Below are 15,408 nucleotides of genomic sequence, written 5' to 3' on the forward strand. Positions count from 1 at the left end.
TTACAAATTGTATCATGATATGTTGGGGTTATAGATTATTTTCTGGTGTAAAATTAAGTATAAATTATGAAATGAATGTTAAAAATAAATTAAATTATTCTACAGATATTTCACCACCGCTTGTTTCTTTACCTCGAAACTCTCTTGGTCTTTTTACCGATGAAATTGTTCCCGCACTTTCTGCTTTTGCATCTAATTTTACAATGGCATGTACTTTGATATTGCTTGCGCTTGACGCCTCAGCAAATACTTCATTTGACATTAATTCAGATGCATCTATGGAACTAGCACTTGAAGCATTTGTTTCTAATTTTAATGTTTTTCCTTTTATTGTAACATCTCCAGTACTTGAGGCATCAATTGTAATGGTTTCATATTCAGCTTCCAAATCTATTTCACTTGCACTGATAGCGTTAATATTTAAACTGTTACCTTTTATAGTATTTACTGATTTGATACTCGAAGCACTTGTTGTTTCTATTCCATTTAATTGTTTTATTTTAACTCGCACAATTAGTTCTTCACATTCTATCATATTTTTATCTAAACTTATTTTCAAAACACCATTTGAAATAGTCGTTTTAACATGATTTTGTAAATTAGAATCCGTTTCAACTTCAATATTGTTGTTTTCAGCTTGTTCAATTTCAACAGCAATTGCTTCGCTGGTTTCAATTTTTGTAAAATTCTCGGTTACCTCTCTTTTAGTTGTTGTAACCTGTCCATTTCCTTTTGTTTGATTCACAAATTCTTGACAAGAAAAAAGTGAAATAATTATGAATGTATATAATATATTTTTCATTTATGTTATTTTATAGTGATTCCATTCTTGTTGATTTTAATGCTTTCTGCATTTTCTTTTTCAACAGTTTTATTCCCTTTTTTTATAAGAATACCATCTTCATTTAAAATGATTTCTGAATTTTCTTCTAAATTTGAAAGGGTATCATTTTCAACATCATTATATTCGTTTTCTTCAATTGGACAATTAATACACAACACTTTGTTTTCTGAAACGATATACGTATAAGTATCTGAACTATGATGTAAGTTGAAATAATCATTTTCGGATCTGTCAAAGTGTTTGAAGTTTTTATCAACTTTAAAAATGGTTCCTTTAGGTAAATATAAAAACAATTCTACTTCTTGGTCATGTTTTTTATTGGCTAAATCTGTAATCCAATAATTATCTAAAATTAAGTTGTTATTTTCAATTTTAACATTGTATTTTATTTTTTCAGCTGTTTCTTTGGCTTTTTTTATACTACTTCCTTCGTCAGTTTTTTCAATTTGAAGAAAAGCAATTGGTTCGTTAGTTTCTACTATTTTTATAGATACATTATTTGAAAATATTATTTCTTTATCTGTATCATCATGAATAACTTCAAAATTTTCATGTTCGTAAATATCTTTACTATATAAATTATTTGAAACGAATTTTATATTTAAAGTATCTGAAGGTTTTAAATTAATAGCTACTTTTTTGATATCTTTTCCAGTATATGCATTTTGACTAATTTCTTTTATAGTTAAAAACAACACGGACGCCAAACCTATAATCCAAATGGCTAATAACGAATAATTTATAGTATTTCCTATTGATTTTATCCTTGAAGTTAGTAATTTTAACCCTAAGATTAATAAGTAAAATAAAGGAATTCCTACTACTATAATTAATAATAAACCTTGAATCCAAATAGGCGTTTCGAAACTAAAAGGTGTGTGAATGTGATTGTATAGGAAATTATCTGGCATAGATGAGAAAAATATCATAGCGATTCCTCCACTAATCACACTAATCAATGTAATAGAGGTAAATAGCACTATAAAAACACCAATTATCTTAGAAATTACATTAAAAATAGATGTAACAATTTCACTTATTGTGTTTCCAATTCTTTCGGCACCATTTTTTGCATTTTTTGCCATTTTATCATGGTCTAAATTTGAGAATTTTTCTGAAATTTCATTAAATCCTTCTTTTACTTTTTTCTCAATATTTGAAATGTTTATTGGTTCGCCTTTCATTTCTAGTTTTTGTGAAGTAGTTACTGCTTCTGGAATTAAAATCCATAATATAATGTATAATACTAACCCAGTACCAAATCCAAAAAATAAAATTACCATTATGATTCTAAGCCATAAAGGATCAACTCCTAAATAATGCCCTAAACCTGATAAAACACCTCCTAAAAATGAGTTATCTTTATCTCTATATAATTTTTTTATGCTACCAGTTGAGGTGTAATTGGATTGAAAATCATTTTTTGGTGATTCATCTTCAATTTTATAATCTTCAGGTTGCCCCATTATCGTTATAATATCATCTACTTCTTTCAAGCCAATAACTTGTTTAGTAGAACCTAATTTTTCTGTAAAAAGTTCAGAAATTCTACTTTCAATATCATTAATAATTTCTTCTCTACCATCTGGCGATAATGAACGTTTAACCGCATCAAAGTAGTTGCTTAATTTTCTAAAGGCATCTTCATCAATGTGAAAGAAATAACCTCCTAAATTTATACTTGTTGTTTTGTTCATGACCTATTATTTTTGATTAGTTATTGTGTTTACAGCACCTGATAATTCACTCCAAGTGTTGTTTAATTCTTTTAAAAATTCTTTTCCTTCATCCGTTAAACCGTAATATTTTCTTGGTGGCCCCGATGTAGATTCTTCCCAGCGATAGCTTAATAAATTATCGTTTTTTAGTCTTGTTAATAAAGGATATACCGTGCCCTCTACAACAAGTAATTTTGCGGTTTTTAAAGTGTCTAAAATTTCAGAAGTGTAGGCGTCTTTCTCTTTTAATACAGATAAGATACAAAACTCTAAAACACCTTTTCGCATTTGAGCTTTTGTGTTTTCAATATTCATTTGAATTTGTTTTTTTAATCATGTTAAAACGATTTAAAATTTAGTACATTACTTAGTACATTATTTTCTTATGCAAATATATATCTAAAAACAGATACCTTGTTTCGCATAGTACTAATATTTAACGTAATTTTAACATTTATATTAAGTGTTACATGCAACAATTTTTTTCTTATTTTTACATAAAATATAAATAAATATGGAGTTTACACCTTTTAAATTAAATGCATATACCTTTTTTAAATTGCCTTCCGCATTTTGGAGTGGGGTTCGAGTAAAACAAATTACAACTGATACTTGTAAGGTAAATGTAAAACACAGTTGGTTCAATCAAAATCCGTTTAAATCTATGTATTTTGCAGTCCAAGCAATGGCTGCCGAATTTACTACTGGTGCTTTAGTGATGTTTCATATCAAATTAAGTGGAAAAAATATTTCAATGCTTGTGGCTCAAAATAAAGCTGTCTTTACAAAAAAGGCTACAGGTAAAATCACTTTTACCTGTAATCAAGGAAAGGAAATTGCAGAATGTATTGATAAAGCAATACAAACAAATGAAGGACAAACTATTTGGTTAACGTCAATAGGAATAAATGAAATTGGCGAACAAGTTTCAGAAATGCAATTTCAATGGACTATAAAATCAAGAATATAATTTTTAGACATTTGTTAATCTTAGTTAATGTTTAATCTTAAAGCCTAACTTAATGTAAATTTGTGATAAAATAATATAAATGAACATTTTAATAACAGGAGCAACTGGTTTAATAGGGAAAAAAATGGTGACTTTACTTAAAAAAGACAACCACATTATTCACTATTTATCAACTTCAAAAAGTAAAATAGAACACACGTCAAATTATAAAGGATTTTATTGGAATCCAGGTAAAGGGGAAATTGATCTTGCTGCGTTTGAAGATGTTTCAGTTATTATACATTTAGCAGGTGCTTCAGTGTCAAAAAAATGGACAAAAGCTTATAAAAATGAAATAATACAAAGTAGGGTTCAAACGGCTAATTTGCTTTTAAATACGTTGAAAGCACATCCAAATAAAGTGAAACAATTTGTTGCCGCATCTGCTATAGGTATATATCCAGACGATTTAACTGCCATTTATCACGAAGATGATTCAAAAATTGATGATTCTTTTTTAGGCGAAGTAACGCAACTTTGGGAAGAAAGCACCAATTTATTTAAATCCTTACCGCTTTTGGTAACCACAATTAGAATTGGAGTGGTTTTAGCTAAAGAGTCGGGTGCATTAGTTGAAATGACTAAGCCTATAAAATATGGTTTTGGAGCTGTTTTGGCATCTGGCAAACAATATGTATCTTGGATTCATATTGACGATTTAGTTGCTATTTTTAAATATGTCATAGATCATAATTTAGAAGGTATTTACAATGCGGTTTCACCTTATCCCACAACTAATGAAGAACTAACAAAAGCAATTGCGAAAACCATACATAAGCCTTTGTTTTTACCGAATGTGCCAAAATTTATGTTGCGATTCCTTTTAGGAGAAATGCATCAAATTGTAACCAGTAGTCAACACGTAAGCTCTAGAAAAATTCTTGATTCAGGGTTTCAATTTCAATTTGCTTCGCTTAGTAAATCGTTGCAAAATCTATTAAAATAATACTTAAATTTTTTACTTTTTTATAAGAGTATTCCTATTTATCTTTTTTGGATAGATTATATTGTGCTTTTTATACTGACAATGTGTCATAAAATAAAGTATGGCAACACTTTTGCAATCTCAATTTGAAAATAAATATATAATCATGAGTCAAGAAAATACTGAAAACATCGAAAAAGAGATCCTTCAGGATGAAAATGCTATAGAAAATCAAGATGTTCAAGAAAATAATGAGCCAGAAGTGTCAGTTGAAGATCAATTGCAAGAACAAAAAGATAAATTCATAAGATTATATGCCGAATTTGAAAATTACAAAAAAAGAACTTCAAAAGAACGTATAGACTTATTCAAAACTGCTGGACAAGAAATTTTACAATCGATGTTACCCGTTTTAGATGATTTTGATAGAGCTTGGGCACAAATTTCACAATCTGAAGATGAAGCTTTAGTAAAAGGGGTAGAATTAATTCATGAAAAATTAAAATCAACATTAGTTTCTAAAGGTCTGGAAGTTGTTGAAATTAAAGCAGGTGATGCATTCGACGCTGATTTTGCAGAAGCCATTACTCAAATTCCAGCTCCAACTCCTAAATTAAAAGGAAAAATTGTTGACGTAATCGAAAAAGGGTACAAATTGGGTGATAAAATTATCCGTTTTCCAAAAGTAATTTTAGGTAACTAATATTTCTATAATCATTCTTTTAGAATGTATTAATAAAATAAAATGAAAAAAGATTTTTACGAAGTTTTAGGTATTAGCAAAAATGCTTCTCCTGAAGAAATAAAAAAAGCATATCGAAAAAAAGCCATTCAATATCATCCAGATAAAAACCCTGGAGATGCTGCTGCAGAAGAAAATTTTAAAACTTGTGCTGAAGCATATGAGGTGTTAAGTGACGCAAACAAAAAAGCGAAGTACGACCAATATGGGCATCAAGCCTTTGATGGAAATGGTGGCTTTGGTGGCGGACACGGCGGTATGAACATGGATGACATCTTTAGTCAATTTGGAGATATTTTTGGTGGTGGTTTTGGTGGTTTTGGCGGCGGAGGCGGAGGCCAACGTAGAATGAAAGGAAGCAATTTACGTATTAAAGTAAAACTTACTTTGGAAGAAATTGCCAATGGAGTAGAGAAAAAAGTAAAAGTAAAAAGAAAAGTTCAAGCTGCTGGTGTAACGTACAAAACGTGTTCTACTTGTAATGGGCAAGGACAAGTAATGCGAGTTACAAATACCATTTTAGGCCGTATGCAAACTGCTGCAACGTGTCCTAATTGTGGTGGAGCGGGGCAAATGATAGATAGTAAACCTGCCAATGCAGATAGTCAAGGTTTTATTACTGATGACGATACGGTTTCAATTAAAATCCCTGCAGGTGTTGTAGATGGTATGCAATTAAAAGTAGCTGGAAAAGGAAATGATGCCCCTGGGAAAAACAGTATTCCTGGAGATTTAATTGTAGCTATCGAGGAGATTGAGCACGAATTTTTAAAGCGTGAAGGCGAAAATTTACATTACGATTTATATATCAGTTTTCCAGAAGCAGCATTAGGAATTTCAAAAGAAATTGAAACGGTTTCAGGAAAAGTTCGTATTAAGTTAGAAGAAGGCATCCAATCAGGTAAAATTCTTCGTTTGAAAGGAAAAGGAATACCAAGTTTAAATAGTTACGGAAATGGCGATTTGCTTGTTCACGTAAATGTGTGGACACCAAAAACGTTAAATAAAGAACAAAAACAATTTTTTGAAAGTATGATTTCGGATGAAAATTTTGTGCCTAAGCCTGAAAAATCAGATAAATCGTTTTTTGAAAAAGTAAAAGATATGTTTTCGTAATTGAAAAAATAAATACATTTTAAAAATCTCAATCTAACAGATTGAGATTTTTTTTGTCCTAAATTTTAAAGTAAACTATTTATGAAAAAAATGTAATTAAATTCATAATAAGATGTAACAAAATCCCTATATTACACACTAATTCAGAAAAGAAATACTGCAAATGAATACTATTTTAGAAGTTAAAAACGTAGTGAAACAATATGGCGATTATACCGCATTAAATTCCGTTTCATTAAGTGTTCCTGAAGGAAGCATATATGGTTTATTAGGTCCAAATGGCGCTGGAAAAACCTCATTAATTCGTATCATTAATCAAATTACTTTGCCTGATGCTGGTGAAATAATTTTAAATGGTGAAAAACTAAATCCCAATCACATTTCTATGATTGGCTACATGCCGGAAGAACGTGGTTTGTATAAATCTATGAAAGTTGGTGAGCAATGTTTGTATTTGGCTCAATTAAAAGGCATGAGCAAACAAGAAGCCAAAAAACAATTAAAATATTGGTTTGAAAAGTTTGAAATAGAAACGTGGTGGGATAAAAAGCTTCAAGAACTTTCTAAAGGAATGGCTCAAAAAGTACAATTTATTGTAACGGTACTTCACAACCCAAAATTATTAATTTTAGACGAACCATTTTCTGGTTTTGATCCTGTAAATGCCAATTTAATTAAGGATGAAATTATCGAATTAAATAAAAAAGGAACTTCGATTATTTTTTCAACGCATCGAATGGAAAGTGTAGAAGAAATGTGTGATTACATTGCTTTAATTCATAAATCAAACAAGCTAATTGAAGGAAAACTGGAAGATGTAAAACGTAAATTTAGAACCAATACCTTTCAAGTTGGCGTTATGACACAAAATGTGGAAGCGTTAATGTATCAATTAACTCAAAAGTTTACTATCGGACAAACCGATTTCAAATCGTTAAACGATGATTTAAAATTGGAAGTTCAATTAGGAAATCATTCTACAAATGAATTATTGTCTATTTTATCACAAAACGGACAAGTAACCCATTTTGCAGAGAAAATTCCAAGTGTAAATGATATTTTTATTCAAACAGTAACAGAATAGATATGTTAGATTATTAGAATTTTAGAAGGTTAGATACTCTAAATTTTAATACACTTAAATATCAAATAAAACTAAAAATCTAAGAAGTCTAATCTTCTAAAAATCTTAAAATAATGAACAAATTATTATTAATCGTACAAAGAGAATTTATTGCGAAAGTGCGCAACAAATCTTTTATAGTGATGACTTTTTTAAGTCCGCTAATTTTCTTAGGGATGTCTTTTTTAATAGGCTATTTATCAAGTATCAATAAAGATGAAGCTACTAAAATTGCCATTTACGACCAAGGAAATATATTAAAAAGCAGTTTAAAATCCGATAAAGAAACGGCATTTACAGATTTGTCTTCGATGCCATTTAAAGTGGCAAAAGACACAGCAAGTAAAAGCTATGAGGGATTTTTGTTTATTCCAAAAACGGCAACTATTCAAGATTTAAAGTCTAAAGTTCAATATATTTCTGATGAAAGTGCCAGTGCGGAATTTATCTCAAACATAGAAAACGTGGTGGATTCTATCTTAACTCAAGATAATTTTAAAACTAATAATTTAGATATTTCTAAAATTGAAAAGGCTAAAGTAGAATCGACTTTGCAATTAAGTAAATATTCTGGTGATGCCAGTTTAAAAGGAATCAATGAAATTAAAATTGGATTAGGTTTTCTTTTTGGTTATTTAATTATGATGTTTATTATCATTTACGGAAACTTTGTGATGCGAAGTGTGATTGAAGAAAAAACCAATCGAATTATAGAAATTGTAATTTCATCCGTAAAACCATTTCAGTTAATGATGGGAAAAATTATTGGAAATTCATTAGCAGGAATTTTGCAATTTACCATTTGGGCTATAGTTGGAACGTCTATTTTCTTTATTGTTTCTACATTTTTTGGTGCTGAAACAGCTGCAACTGCCAATCCAGGAGCGGTAAAATTAGCTGCTGAAAATAGTGGATTAATGTCGAAATTGCCTTTGTATTTAGATGAATTAGGAAATTTACCAATTGCTACAATTATTATTTCGTTTATTTTTTATTTTATTGGAGGGTATTTCTTATATAGTTCATTGTACGCTGCCATTGGTGCCGCTGTTGATAACGAAACCGATTCACAACAATTTTTATTGCCTATTATAATGCCTTTAATGTTAGGTGTGTATATCGGATTTTTTACGGTTGCCAACGATCCTCACGGAAATATTGCTACGATTTTTTCTATGATTCCGTTTACATCACCAATTGTAATGCTAATGCGTATTCCGTTTGGCGTGCCTACTTGGCAAATTATTGTATCTTTAGTGTTATTATTTGCTACATTTGTAGGAGTGGTTTGGTTTGCGAGCAAAATTTACCGTGTAGGAATTTTAATGTACGGAAAAAAACCAACTTGGAAAGAATTATATAGATGGTTGAAATATTAGTAATAAAGCAAATAAGTTACTAAGTAGCTAAGCTTTTAATACTTTATAGCTAAGCCACTAAGAAACTTTGAAATTTAAAAAATGAGTAAAATACTTATCATAGAAGACGAAGCGCCAATTAGACGCGTTTTAAATAAAATTTTATCGGAAGAAAATGATACGTATTTGGTGCAAGAAGCTGAAGACGGTTTACAAGGAATTGAATTGGTAAAAAACGAAGATTTCGATTTGATTTTATGCGATATTAAAATGCCAAAAATGGATGGCGTTGAGGTGTTGGAAGCCATAAAAAAAATAAAATCTGAAATTCCAATTGTAATGATTTCTGGTCACGGCGATTTAGAAACTGCCATTCAAACGATGCGTTTAGGCGCTTTTGATTATATTTCGAAGCCACCCGATTTAAACCGTTTATTAAATACGGTAAGAAATGCTTTAGATAAAAAGCAATTGGTTGTAGAAAATAAAATACTTAAGAAAAAAGTATCCAAAAACTACGAAATGATTGGTGAAAGTGACGCCATTTCTCATATTAAAACCATGATTGATAAAGTAGCTCAAACCGACGCAAGAGTTTTAATTACGGGTCCAAACGGAACAGGTAAAGAATTAGTGGCACATCAATTACACGAAAAAAGCAATCGTGCACAACAAGCAATTATTGAAGTAAATTGTGCAGCCATACCTTCAGAATTAATTGAAAGTGAATTATTCGGACATGTAAAAGGCGCATTTACATCTGCTGTAAAAGACAGAGCTGGAAAATTTGAAGCAGCAAACGGCGGCACTATTTTCTTAGATGAAATTGGCGACATGAGTTTGTCAGCACAAGCAAAGGTTTTACGTGCTTTGCAAGAAAATTTGATTCAAAGAGTAGGCGCGGATAAAGATATAAAAGTAGATGTTCGTGTGATTGCGGCTACCAATAAAGATTTAAAAACAGAAATAGCCGAAGGTCGTTTTAGAGAAGATTTATATCATAGATTGGCTGTAATTTTATTAAAAGTACCAGCACTGAATGATAGACGTGAGGATATTCCCGCGTTAATTGAGCACTTCACAACTAAAATTTCTGAAGAACAAGGAACAACCAAAAAAATATTTTCAAAACAAGCAATAAAATTATTACAAGAATACGATTGGACAGGGAATATTCGTGAACTTAGAAATGTAGTGGAACGTTTAATTATCTTAGGGGGAAACGAAATCTCTGAAAATGATGTAACTTTGTTCGCTTCTAAATAAATCAGCTTTAAGCTTTAAGCTTAAAGCAAAATGCTAAATAAAATGCAATTAAAAAAAATAAACCCACTTTTACAGGAAGCATTAATTGAAAACGGCTTAACCGAAGCAAATGAAATGCAACAAGAAACGTTTTCTACTATAAAAAGTGGTGCAGATGCTGTAATTCAATCAGAGAAAAAATCTGGTAAATCAACAACAATTGTATTAAATGTAATTCAAAGATTGGAAAAACCATTTATGGAATCGCCAAGAGCTTTAATTGTTGTGGAAACAAAAGAGAAAGTTTTGGAAATGGTTGACATGTTTAAAATATACAATCGATATACACAATTACGAGTTTATGGCGCCCACGATAAAGGCGATATGGATTGGGATAAAAATCAAATTTCTTTAGGTATTGATGTATTAATTGGTACGCCAAATCGCTTAGATTTAATGTTTGCTACTGCAGGTTTTGATGTAAATAGATTGCTTATGTATGTGGTTGATGATGCCGATATTTTGTTTAAACTTCGGTTAGATGCCAAAACAAATCGAATGTCAGAAAGCATTTCAAAATCGCAACGATTGATTTTTTGTAATAAAATTTCAGATCGAGTAGAAGCAGTTGCCGATAGAACGATGATAGAACCTTTGTTTTTTGAAATGTAAAAAAAATCCTCAATTAAAATTTAATTGAGGATTTTTTTATAATTATGATTTACTTTCTTTGTTAAAGTAAACTAAGTAATAATACATTTGCTTTTCTTCGTCCCAACCTTTTTCTACAAATTTTTCTGCACTTTCTGGGTTTATGAAATCTAATTTAATTTGAATGTTGGTGTCTAATTCAATTACGTTTTTAAGTTTTCTACGAACATCTGTTACTGCAGCATTGGCAATTGGAAAATTAGAAACATCTTCAATGCTGTATTTCGCACCTTTATCAACTTTATAATTTCTGAATTCAGGAATCAAATCAGGGTTGTTTATTACATCATTTAAGAATGCGGTTTCTTCAAATTCGTCATTTTTTGCAAAATGGTTTACCGCACGATTCATAAACAACACTTCTTCTTTCTTGTCTTCAGCTGGTAAAACAACTTCTTTAGCAAAATCTTTACAAAATTGTAAGTATTTTTTAGTCATAAATGTTTCATCTTGAAAAACATCTACACTTAAAAAATGTTCTAACCAATAACGTGCATCATATCTGTTGCTATCAACAGTTAATATTTTGTACCCTTCTTCTTTTTTGTAATTAAAGATAAGACAACCTTTATCTAATTTATTTAAGTTAATCCCATCTTGTAAAATCATTTCTAAGTTACTTCCGTTTTCTTGAAATTGTAAGAAGTCGGTCTTAATTTCACTTTTAAAAACTCCAATGGCATCTACTACATTATTATCAATAGAAACATTGGTTAGATATGCGATGTATACTTCACCACTTTTAATATGGGGATGGTTGGATTGTTCAAATAAATGTTGCGTGATTTTTTTTGAAATGTTATGAATTTCACCTGGATTATTGAATACTTCAGTAGCCAAATTGAACATTTCATTGTATTCTAAATCTACCTCATGAGCAAATTGATAGTAATTTTCTTCTTTTTCACGAAAAGCTTTAAAAAAATACTCTTTTAAAATCGGCATAATTTCATCATTCAACGTATACGGATTTTCAGAAAGAAAAATTTGTTCTTCTTTGTTTTTATTGCCAACTCGGTGTATAGAAAGGTTTTCTACGTGTGTATTAAATAGGTTTATCATTTTTTATAAGTTGCTAAGTAGCTGAGATGCTAAGTTTCTTAGTTGTTTTTAATTTTCTTTGTAAATGCGACTATCATTACTTTCTAACTCTCTGGTATCTTCATACAAGTTTTTAAAAGTTTCTTCGTCTAAATAAATTATGTTTTTTGCTATTTCTAATTGTGTTTGTAATTCAAATAATGAACCAATTGATATTTTTAGAAAACGCAAAAACTCTTTGCTACTTTCTCTTCCTAATCCTTCAGCAATATTACTTGGAATTGAAATTGCACTTCTTTTTATTTGTGATGTTAATCCAAAAACTTCTTCTTTTGGAAAGTTATTTGTTACTGAGTATATTTTAGTAACCAAAACCATTGATTTTTGCCAAATTAGAAGATTTCTAAAGTTGCTCATTTTGTTTTAAATTTTATATGGCGTATATTTTTATTGGATTAAATGTTTTTTCGAGTGTTTTTCTTAGTTACCAAGAAACTTAGCTTCTTAGCAACTTAAAAAAAAAGCTAATTCCAGTTTTCTTCAAAGCCTTGATCTTCGTAAGATTCAGAATCACCATAGGCATCTAAATCATCTTCGTCTAAATCATCTTCAAACTCATTAAACAAATCTTCGTTTTCTAAATCGCCGCCTCTAAAGCCACTTGTTGTAGCTTCGTCTGGTAAAATTCCGTGAGAAAACAATAATGCAGGATAATTTACATCTTCTTTGTTTTCTTCAATAGCAGCTAATTCAACAAAAAATGTCCACATAGAGAATAAATCGTATACATACACTAATTTAGTATTTTGTTCGTGAACTAAATCGTCTAATTTATATTCGGCCATTGTTTTTATTTCACCAGGAATATCTCCTGTGTCAAACATAGGAATGCCATCTTCTTCATGCCAAGCCCAATCGTCACCACAAGTATAAAACGCACCTACTTCGGTTCCATCAAAACCAAATGCATTTACTAAAGCATTGTGTAAATCTTCTAAGCTATCTTTTGAATCAATAGCAATATCTCTAAAAATATCTTCTTCATTGTCTAAAATGGCTCTAAACTTATAAATCATAATGTGAGTTTTTAAAAAACAAAAGTAATCAATATTTAAAACTTTTATTATTGAAAATTACGATTGTTGATAAATAGTTTATTGAATTAAACGATAAAGGAAAAATTGTTTTTTGAATTTACTATTTTTGCTTAGAATTAAATTACATTATCATGTCAAACGAAATAGAAAAAGTAAAATGCCTAATTATAGGTTCTGGTCCAGCAGGATATACTGCAGCAATTTATGCCGCTAGGGCTAATATGAATCCTGTTTTATATCAAGGAACTCAACCAGGAGGTCAATTAACAACCACAAATGAAGTTGAAAACTGGCCGGGAAATCCAGAAGGAATTACAGGTCCTGAAATGATGATTGGTTTACAAAAGCAAGCACAACGTTTTGGAACAGATGTTCGAGATGGTTGGGCAACAAAAGTCGATTTTAGTTCAGAACCACATAAAGTTTGGATAAATGATTCAAAAGAAATTCATGCTGATACGGTTATTATTTCAACTGGTGCCACAGCTAAATATTTAGGATTACCTTCAGAACAACATTATTTACAAACAGGTGGTGGCGTTTCTGCTTGCGCAGTTTGTGATGGTTTTTTCTATAGAAATCAAGAAGTGGTAATTGTTGGAGCAGGTGATAGTGCTTGTGAAGAAGCACATTATTTATCTAAATTATGTAAAAAAGTTACTATGTTAGTTAGAAGTGAAAAATTTAGAGCTTCTAAAATTATGGAACAACGTGTAAAAAACACCGAAAATATTACCATTTTAATGAATCATGATACGGTGGAAGTTTTAGGTGACGGACAAGTGGTTACAGGTGTTAAAGTTAAAAACAAAACTACAAATGAAGATTTTGAAATTCCAGCAACTGGATTTTTCGTAGCAATAGGTCATAAACCAAATACCGATATTTTTGCAGAGTATATAACTTTAGACGAAACAGGCTATATCGTCAATGTACCAGGTTCATCAAAAACAAACATACCCGGCGTTTTTGTTGGTGGTGATGCTGCAGATCATGTATATAGACAAGCCATTACAGCTGCGGGAACAGGTTGTATGGCAGCCTTAGATGCGGAAAGATACTTGGCAAGTAAACACTAATATTATTAGGATATATTCATACAAAAATCGGATTTTATATCCGATTTTTTGTTATTAAATTTAAATGCGAAACATTACAACAAAAATAACTTTCATACCTTTGTGTTTTAAATTTCTTTATAGAAACTAATTTAGCACACATGCGAAAAATATATTACCTAGCTTCTTGCGATACTTGTAGAAAAATAATTAAATCATTGCCTTTAACAGCAAATTTAGAGTTTCACGATATTCGTCAAAATCCTATTACCATAGCAGAATTAGAATTTATGTACCAACTTTCAGGAAGTTATGAAGCACTTTTTAGTAAAAAAGCCCAATTATATAAAGAAAAAGGACTAAAAAACATAATGCTAACAGAAGACGATTATAAAAAATATATTCTGGAACATTATACTTTTTTGAGTCGCCCAGTAGTGATTTTAGAAAATGAAATTTTCATAGGAAATAGTCAACCAAATATATTAAAATTGCAAAAAGCTTTAAGCGATGAATAGTCGTTTTTGGGCGTTGATTTGCGCTTGGATTGTAGCTATCATTTATGGAGTAACTTTTACAGTTGCCAAAGATGTAATGCCTAAGTATATTGATGCTTATGGTTTTATTGTTATGCGAGTTGCCGGTGCTACTATATTGTTTTGGTTAGTTTCATTTCTTGGACCAAAAGAAAAAATTGCTAAAAATGATTTTCTTCGCATTGCCGCTTGTGCTTTTTTTGGTGTTGCTTTTAATATGTTAACTTTTTTTAAAGGATTAAGTTATACCTCACCAATTATGTGTGCCGTTTTAATGGTAACTACTCCTATGATTGTTTTAATTCTCTCATCGTTACTTATGAAAGAAAAAATGCAATCGAAAAAAGTCATTGGTATACTTTTAGGATTAGCAGGTACAATAACCTTAATTTTATATGGTAAAGATTTAAATAATGCACCAAATGCCACTTTAGGAAATTTATTAGTATTTGTAAATGCCGTTTCATATGCTTTTTATTTAATTTTTGTTAAGAAGTTAATGGACAAATACAACGCATTTACGTTTGTAAAATATATTTATTTGTTTGGTTTTTTTATGGTGTTACCTTTTGGATATCAAGAGCTACAAGAGGTAAGCTGGCACGAAATCCCTATAGATATTAGTCTAAAAATTGGTTTTGTAGTTATTTTTTCTACCTTTTTTACGTATTTACTAAACTTAATTTCGATGCGAAATTTGAAACCAACAACTGTTGCTGTTTTTATTTATTTGCAACCTTTTTTTGCTACGATTTTTGCCATTGGTTTAGGAAAAGACAATTTGAATCTGGTGAAACTAGTTTCAGCAATATTAATATTTGTTGGAGTTTATTTGGTGATTCTGAAAAAGAAGGAGACTCGTTACGACTAATCACTTTTTAAAAA

General features: G+C 30.2%; 17 protein-coding genes. 11 read left to right on the top strand and 6 right to left on the bottom strand.

Annotated elements, in window-relative coordinates; translation table 11 throughout:
* Positions 1–94 precede the first annotated feature (94 nt).
* From ACIQZ1_RS03275 to ACIQZ1_RS03285, 3 genes are read right to left on the bottom strand one after another with little or no spacing between them, the layout of a single operon-like run.
* Positions 95–802 carry a head GIN domain-containing protein gene (locus ACIQZ1_RS03275; protein WP_396159035.1) on the bottom strand — a complete coding sequence of 236 codons (708 nt, stop codon included), beginning with the start codon at positions 800–802 and terminating at the stop codon, positions 95–97.
* Positions 803–807: 5 nt separating this feature from the next.
* Entirely contained in the window at positions 808–2,541 is a 1,734-nt protein-coding gene (locus tag ACIQZ1_RS03280; RefSeq protein ID WP_396159039.1) for a PspC domain-containing protein, read from the bottom strand.
* A 6-nt stretch (positions 2,542–2,547) separates the two neighbouring features.
* Positions 2,548–2,877, bottom strand: coding sequence for a PadR family transcriptional regulator (locus ACIQZ1_RS03285; RefSeq protein ID WP_396150416.1), 330 nt, complete (start codon positions 2,875–2,877; stop codon positions 2,548–2,550).
* Positions 2,878–3,076: 199 nt separating this feature from the next.
* Here ACIQZ1_RS03285 and ACIQZ1_RS03290 point away from each other — a divergent pair, with 199 nt between their 5' ends.
* The 8 genes from ACIQZ1_RS03290 to ACIQZ1_RS03325 all read left to right on the top strand — a co-directional run bounded on the left by ACIQZ1_RS03290 (position 3,077) and on the right by ACIQZ1_RS03325 (position 10,752).
* Complete coding sequence (locus ACIQZ1_RS03290) at positions 3,077–3,532, top strand: DUF4442 domain-containing protein (protein ID WP_396159042.1); 456 nt, start codon at positions 3,077–3,079, stop codon at positions 3,530–3,532.
* A 79-nt stretch (positions 3,533–3,611) separates the two neighbouring features.
* The gene (locus ACIQZ1_RS03295; RefSeq protein WP_396159044.1) at positions 3,612–4,517 is read left to right on the top strand and encodes a TIGR01777 family oxidoreductase; all 906 of its coding nucleotides are present in this window, start codon (positions 3,612–3,614) and stop codon (positions 4,515–4,517) included.
* Positions 4,518–4,662: 145 nt separating this feature from the next.
* On the top strand, positions 4,663–5,199 hold the full coding sequence (locus tag ACIQZ1_RS03300) for a nucleotide exchange factor GrpE (protein WP_353149431.1): 537 nt from the start codon (positions 4,663–4,665) through the stop codon (positions 5,197–5,199).
* 42 nt (positions 5,200–5,241) lie between these two features.
* Entirely contained in the window at positions 5,242–6,354 is a 1,113-nt protein-coding gene (gene dnaJ / locus ACIQZ1_RS03305; protein WP_396159046.1) for a molecular chaperone DnaJ, read from the top strand.
* A gap of 163 nt (positions 6,355–6,517) precedes the next feature.
* A complete protein-coding gene (locus ACIQZ1_RS03310; protein ID WP_396159048.1) occupies positions 6,518–7,438 on the top strand; it encodes an ABC transporter ATP-binding protein in 921 nt (306 codons plus the stop codon).
* Positions 7,439–7,551: 113 nt separating this feature from the next.
* Positions 7,552–8,856 carry an ABC transporter permease gene (locus ACIQZ1_RS03315; RefSeq protein ID WP_396159050.1) on the top strand — a complete coding sequence of 435 codons (1,305 nt, stop codon included), beginning with the start codon at positions 7,552–7,554 and terminating at the stop codon, positions 8,854–8,856.
* A gap of 81 nt (positions 8,857–8,937) precedes the next feature.
* Entirely contained in the window at positions 8,938–10,101 is a 1,164-nt protein-coding gene (locus tag ACIQZ1_RS03320; RefSeq protein WP_396159052.1) for a sigma-54-dependent transcriptional regulator, read from the top strand.
* Between the two features lie 42 nt (positions 10,102–10,143).
* Positions 10,144–10,752: a DEAD/DEAH box helicase gene (locus ACIQZ1_RS03325; RefSeq protein WP_396159053.1), complete on the top strand. Its 609-nt coding sequence runs from the start codon at positions 10,144–10,146 to the stop codon at positions 10,750–10,752.
* Between the two features lie 42 nt (positions 10,753–10,794).
* Here the strand turns inward: ACIQZ1_RS03325 and ACIQZ1_RS03330 are convergent, their stop codons facing one another.
* The 3 genes from ACIQZ1_RS03330 to ACIQZ1_RS03340 form a co-directional block, all read right to left on the bottom strand.
* Positions 10,795–11,853 (bottom strand): nucleoid-associated protein, encoded by a 1,059-nt coding sequence (locus tag ACIQZ1_RS03330; protein ID WP_396159055.1) that lies wholly within the window; start codon positions 11,851–11,853, stop codon positions 10,795–10,797.
* Between the two features lie 48 nt (positions 11,854–11,901).
* A complete protein-coding gene (locus tag ACIQZ1_RS03335; protein WP_396159057.1) occupies positions 11,902–12,249 on the bottom strand; it encodes a four helix bundle protein in 348 nt (115 codons plus the stop codon).
* 107 nt (positions 12,250–12,356) lie between these two features.
* The gene (locus ACIQZ1_RS03340) at positions 12,357–12,908 is read right to left on the bottom strand and encodes a hypothetical protein (RefSeq protein WP_396159059.1); all 552 of its coding nucleotides are present in this window, start codon (positions 12,906–12,908) and stop codon (positions 12,357–12,359) included.
* 152 nt (positions 12,909–13,060) lie between these two features.
* On the opposite strand from ACIQZ1_RS03340, the gene trxB reads away from it, so the two are divergent.
* The 3 genes from trxB to ACIQZ1_RS03355 all read left to right on the top strand — a co-directional run bounded on the left by trxB (position 13,061) and on the right by ACIQZ1_RS03355 (position 15,394).
* Positions 13,061–14,008, top strand: coding sequence for a thioredoxin-disulfide reductase (gene trxB / locus ACIQZ1_RS03345; protein WP_396159061.1), 948 nt, complete (start codon positions 13,061–13,063; stop codon positions 14,006–14,008).
* 140 nt (positions 14,009–14,148) lie between these two features.
* Complete coding sequence (locus tag ACIQZ1_RS03350; RefSeq protein ID WP_396159063.1) at positions 14,149–14,505, top strand: arsenate reductase family protein; 357 nt, start codon at positions 14,149–14,151, stop codon at positions 14,503–14,505.
* Positions 14,498–15,394, top strand: coding sequence for a DMT family transporter (locus ACIQZ1_RS03355; protein ID WP_396159065.1), 897 nt, complete (start codon positions 14,498–14,500; stop codon positions 15,392–15,394). Before ACIQZ1_RS03350 ends, ACIQZ1_RS03355 begins: the two co-directional genes overlap by 8 nt.
* Positions 15,395–15,408 lie beyond the last annotated feature (14 nt).

It is taken from the genome of Flavobacterium sp. (genome assembly GCF_044341185.1).
Lineage (GTDB): Bacteria > Bacteroidota > Bacteroidia > Flavobacteriales > Flavobacteriaceae > Flavobacterium.

Bases quoted from the DNA above. Each gene is read 5' to 3' on its own strand.
- ACIQZ1_RS03275 (WP_396159035.1), bottom strand. From the start codon at position 802: ATGAAAAATATATTATATACATTCATAATTATTTCACTTTTTTCTTGT.
- ACIQZ1_RS03280 (WP_396159039.1), bottom strand. From the start codon at position 2,541: ATGAACAAAACAACAAGTATAAATTTAGGAGGTTATTTCTTTCACATT.
- ACIQZ1_RS03285 (WP_396150416.1), bottom strand. From the start codon at position 2,877: ATGAATATTGAAAACACAAAAGCTCAAATGCGAAAAGGTGTTTTAGAG.
- ACIQZ1_RS03290 (WP_396159042.1), top strand. From the start codon at position 3,077: ATGGAGTTTACACCTTTTAAATTAAATGCATATACCTTTTTTAAATTG.
- ACIQZ1_RS03295 (WP_396159044.1), top strand. From the start codon at position 3,612: ATGAACATTTTAATAACAGGAGCAACTGGTTTAATAGGGAAAAAAATG.
- ACIQZ1_RS03300 (WP_353149431.1), top strand. From the start codon at position 4,663: ATGAGTCAAGAAAATACTGAAAACATCGAAAAAGAGATCCTTCAGGAT.
- dnaJ (WP_396159046.1), top strand. From the start codon at position 5,242: ATGAAAAAAGATTTTTACGAAGTTTTAGGTATTAGCAAAAATGCTTCT.
- ACIQZ1_RS03310 (WP_396159048.1), top strand. From the start codon at position 6,518: ATGAATACTATTTTAGAAGTTAAAAACGTAGTGAAACAATATGGCGAT.
- ACIQZ1_RS03315 (WP_396159050.1), top strand. From the start codon at position 7,552: ATGAACAAATTATTATTAATCGTACAAAGAGAATTTATTGCGAAAGTG.
- ACIQZ1_RS03320 (WP_396159052.1), top strand. From the start codon at position 8,938: ATGAGTAAAATACTTATCATAGAAGACGAAGCGCCAATTAGACGCGTT.
- ACIQZ1_RS03325 (WP_396159053.1), top strand. From the start codon at position 10,144: ATGCAATTAAAAAAAATAAACCCACTTTTACAGGAAGCATTAATTGAA.
- ACIQZ1_RS03330 (WP_396159055.1), bottom strand. From the start codon at position 11,853: ATGATAAACCTATTTAATACACACGTAGAAAACCTTTCTATACACCGA.
- ACIQZ1_RS03335 (WP_396159057.1), bottom strand. From the start codon at position 12,249: ATGAGCAACTTTAGAAATCTTCTAATTTGGCAAAAATCAATGGTTTTG.
- ACIQZ1_RS03340 (WP_396159059.1), bottom strand. From the start codon at position 12,908: ATGATTTATAAGTTTAGAGCCATTTTAGACAATGAAGAAGATATTTTT.
- trxB (WP_396159061.1), top strand. From the start codon at position 13,061: ATGTCAAACGAAATAGAAAAAGTAAAATGCCTAATTATAGGTTCTGGT.
- ACIQZ1_RS03350 (WP_396159063.1), top strand. From the start codon at position 14,149: ATGCGAAAAATATATTACCTAGCTTCTTGCGATACTTGTAGAAAAATA.
- ACIQZ1_RS03355 (WP_396159065.1), top strand. From the start codon at position 14,498: ATGAATAGTCGTTTTTGGGCGTTGATTTGCGCTTGGATTGTAGCTATC.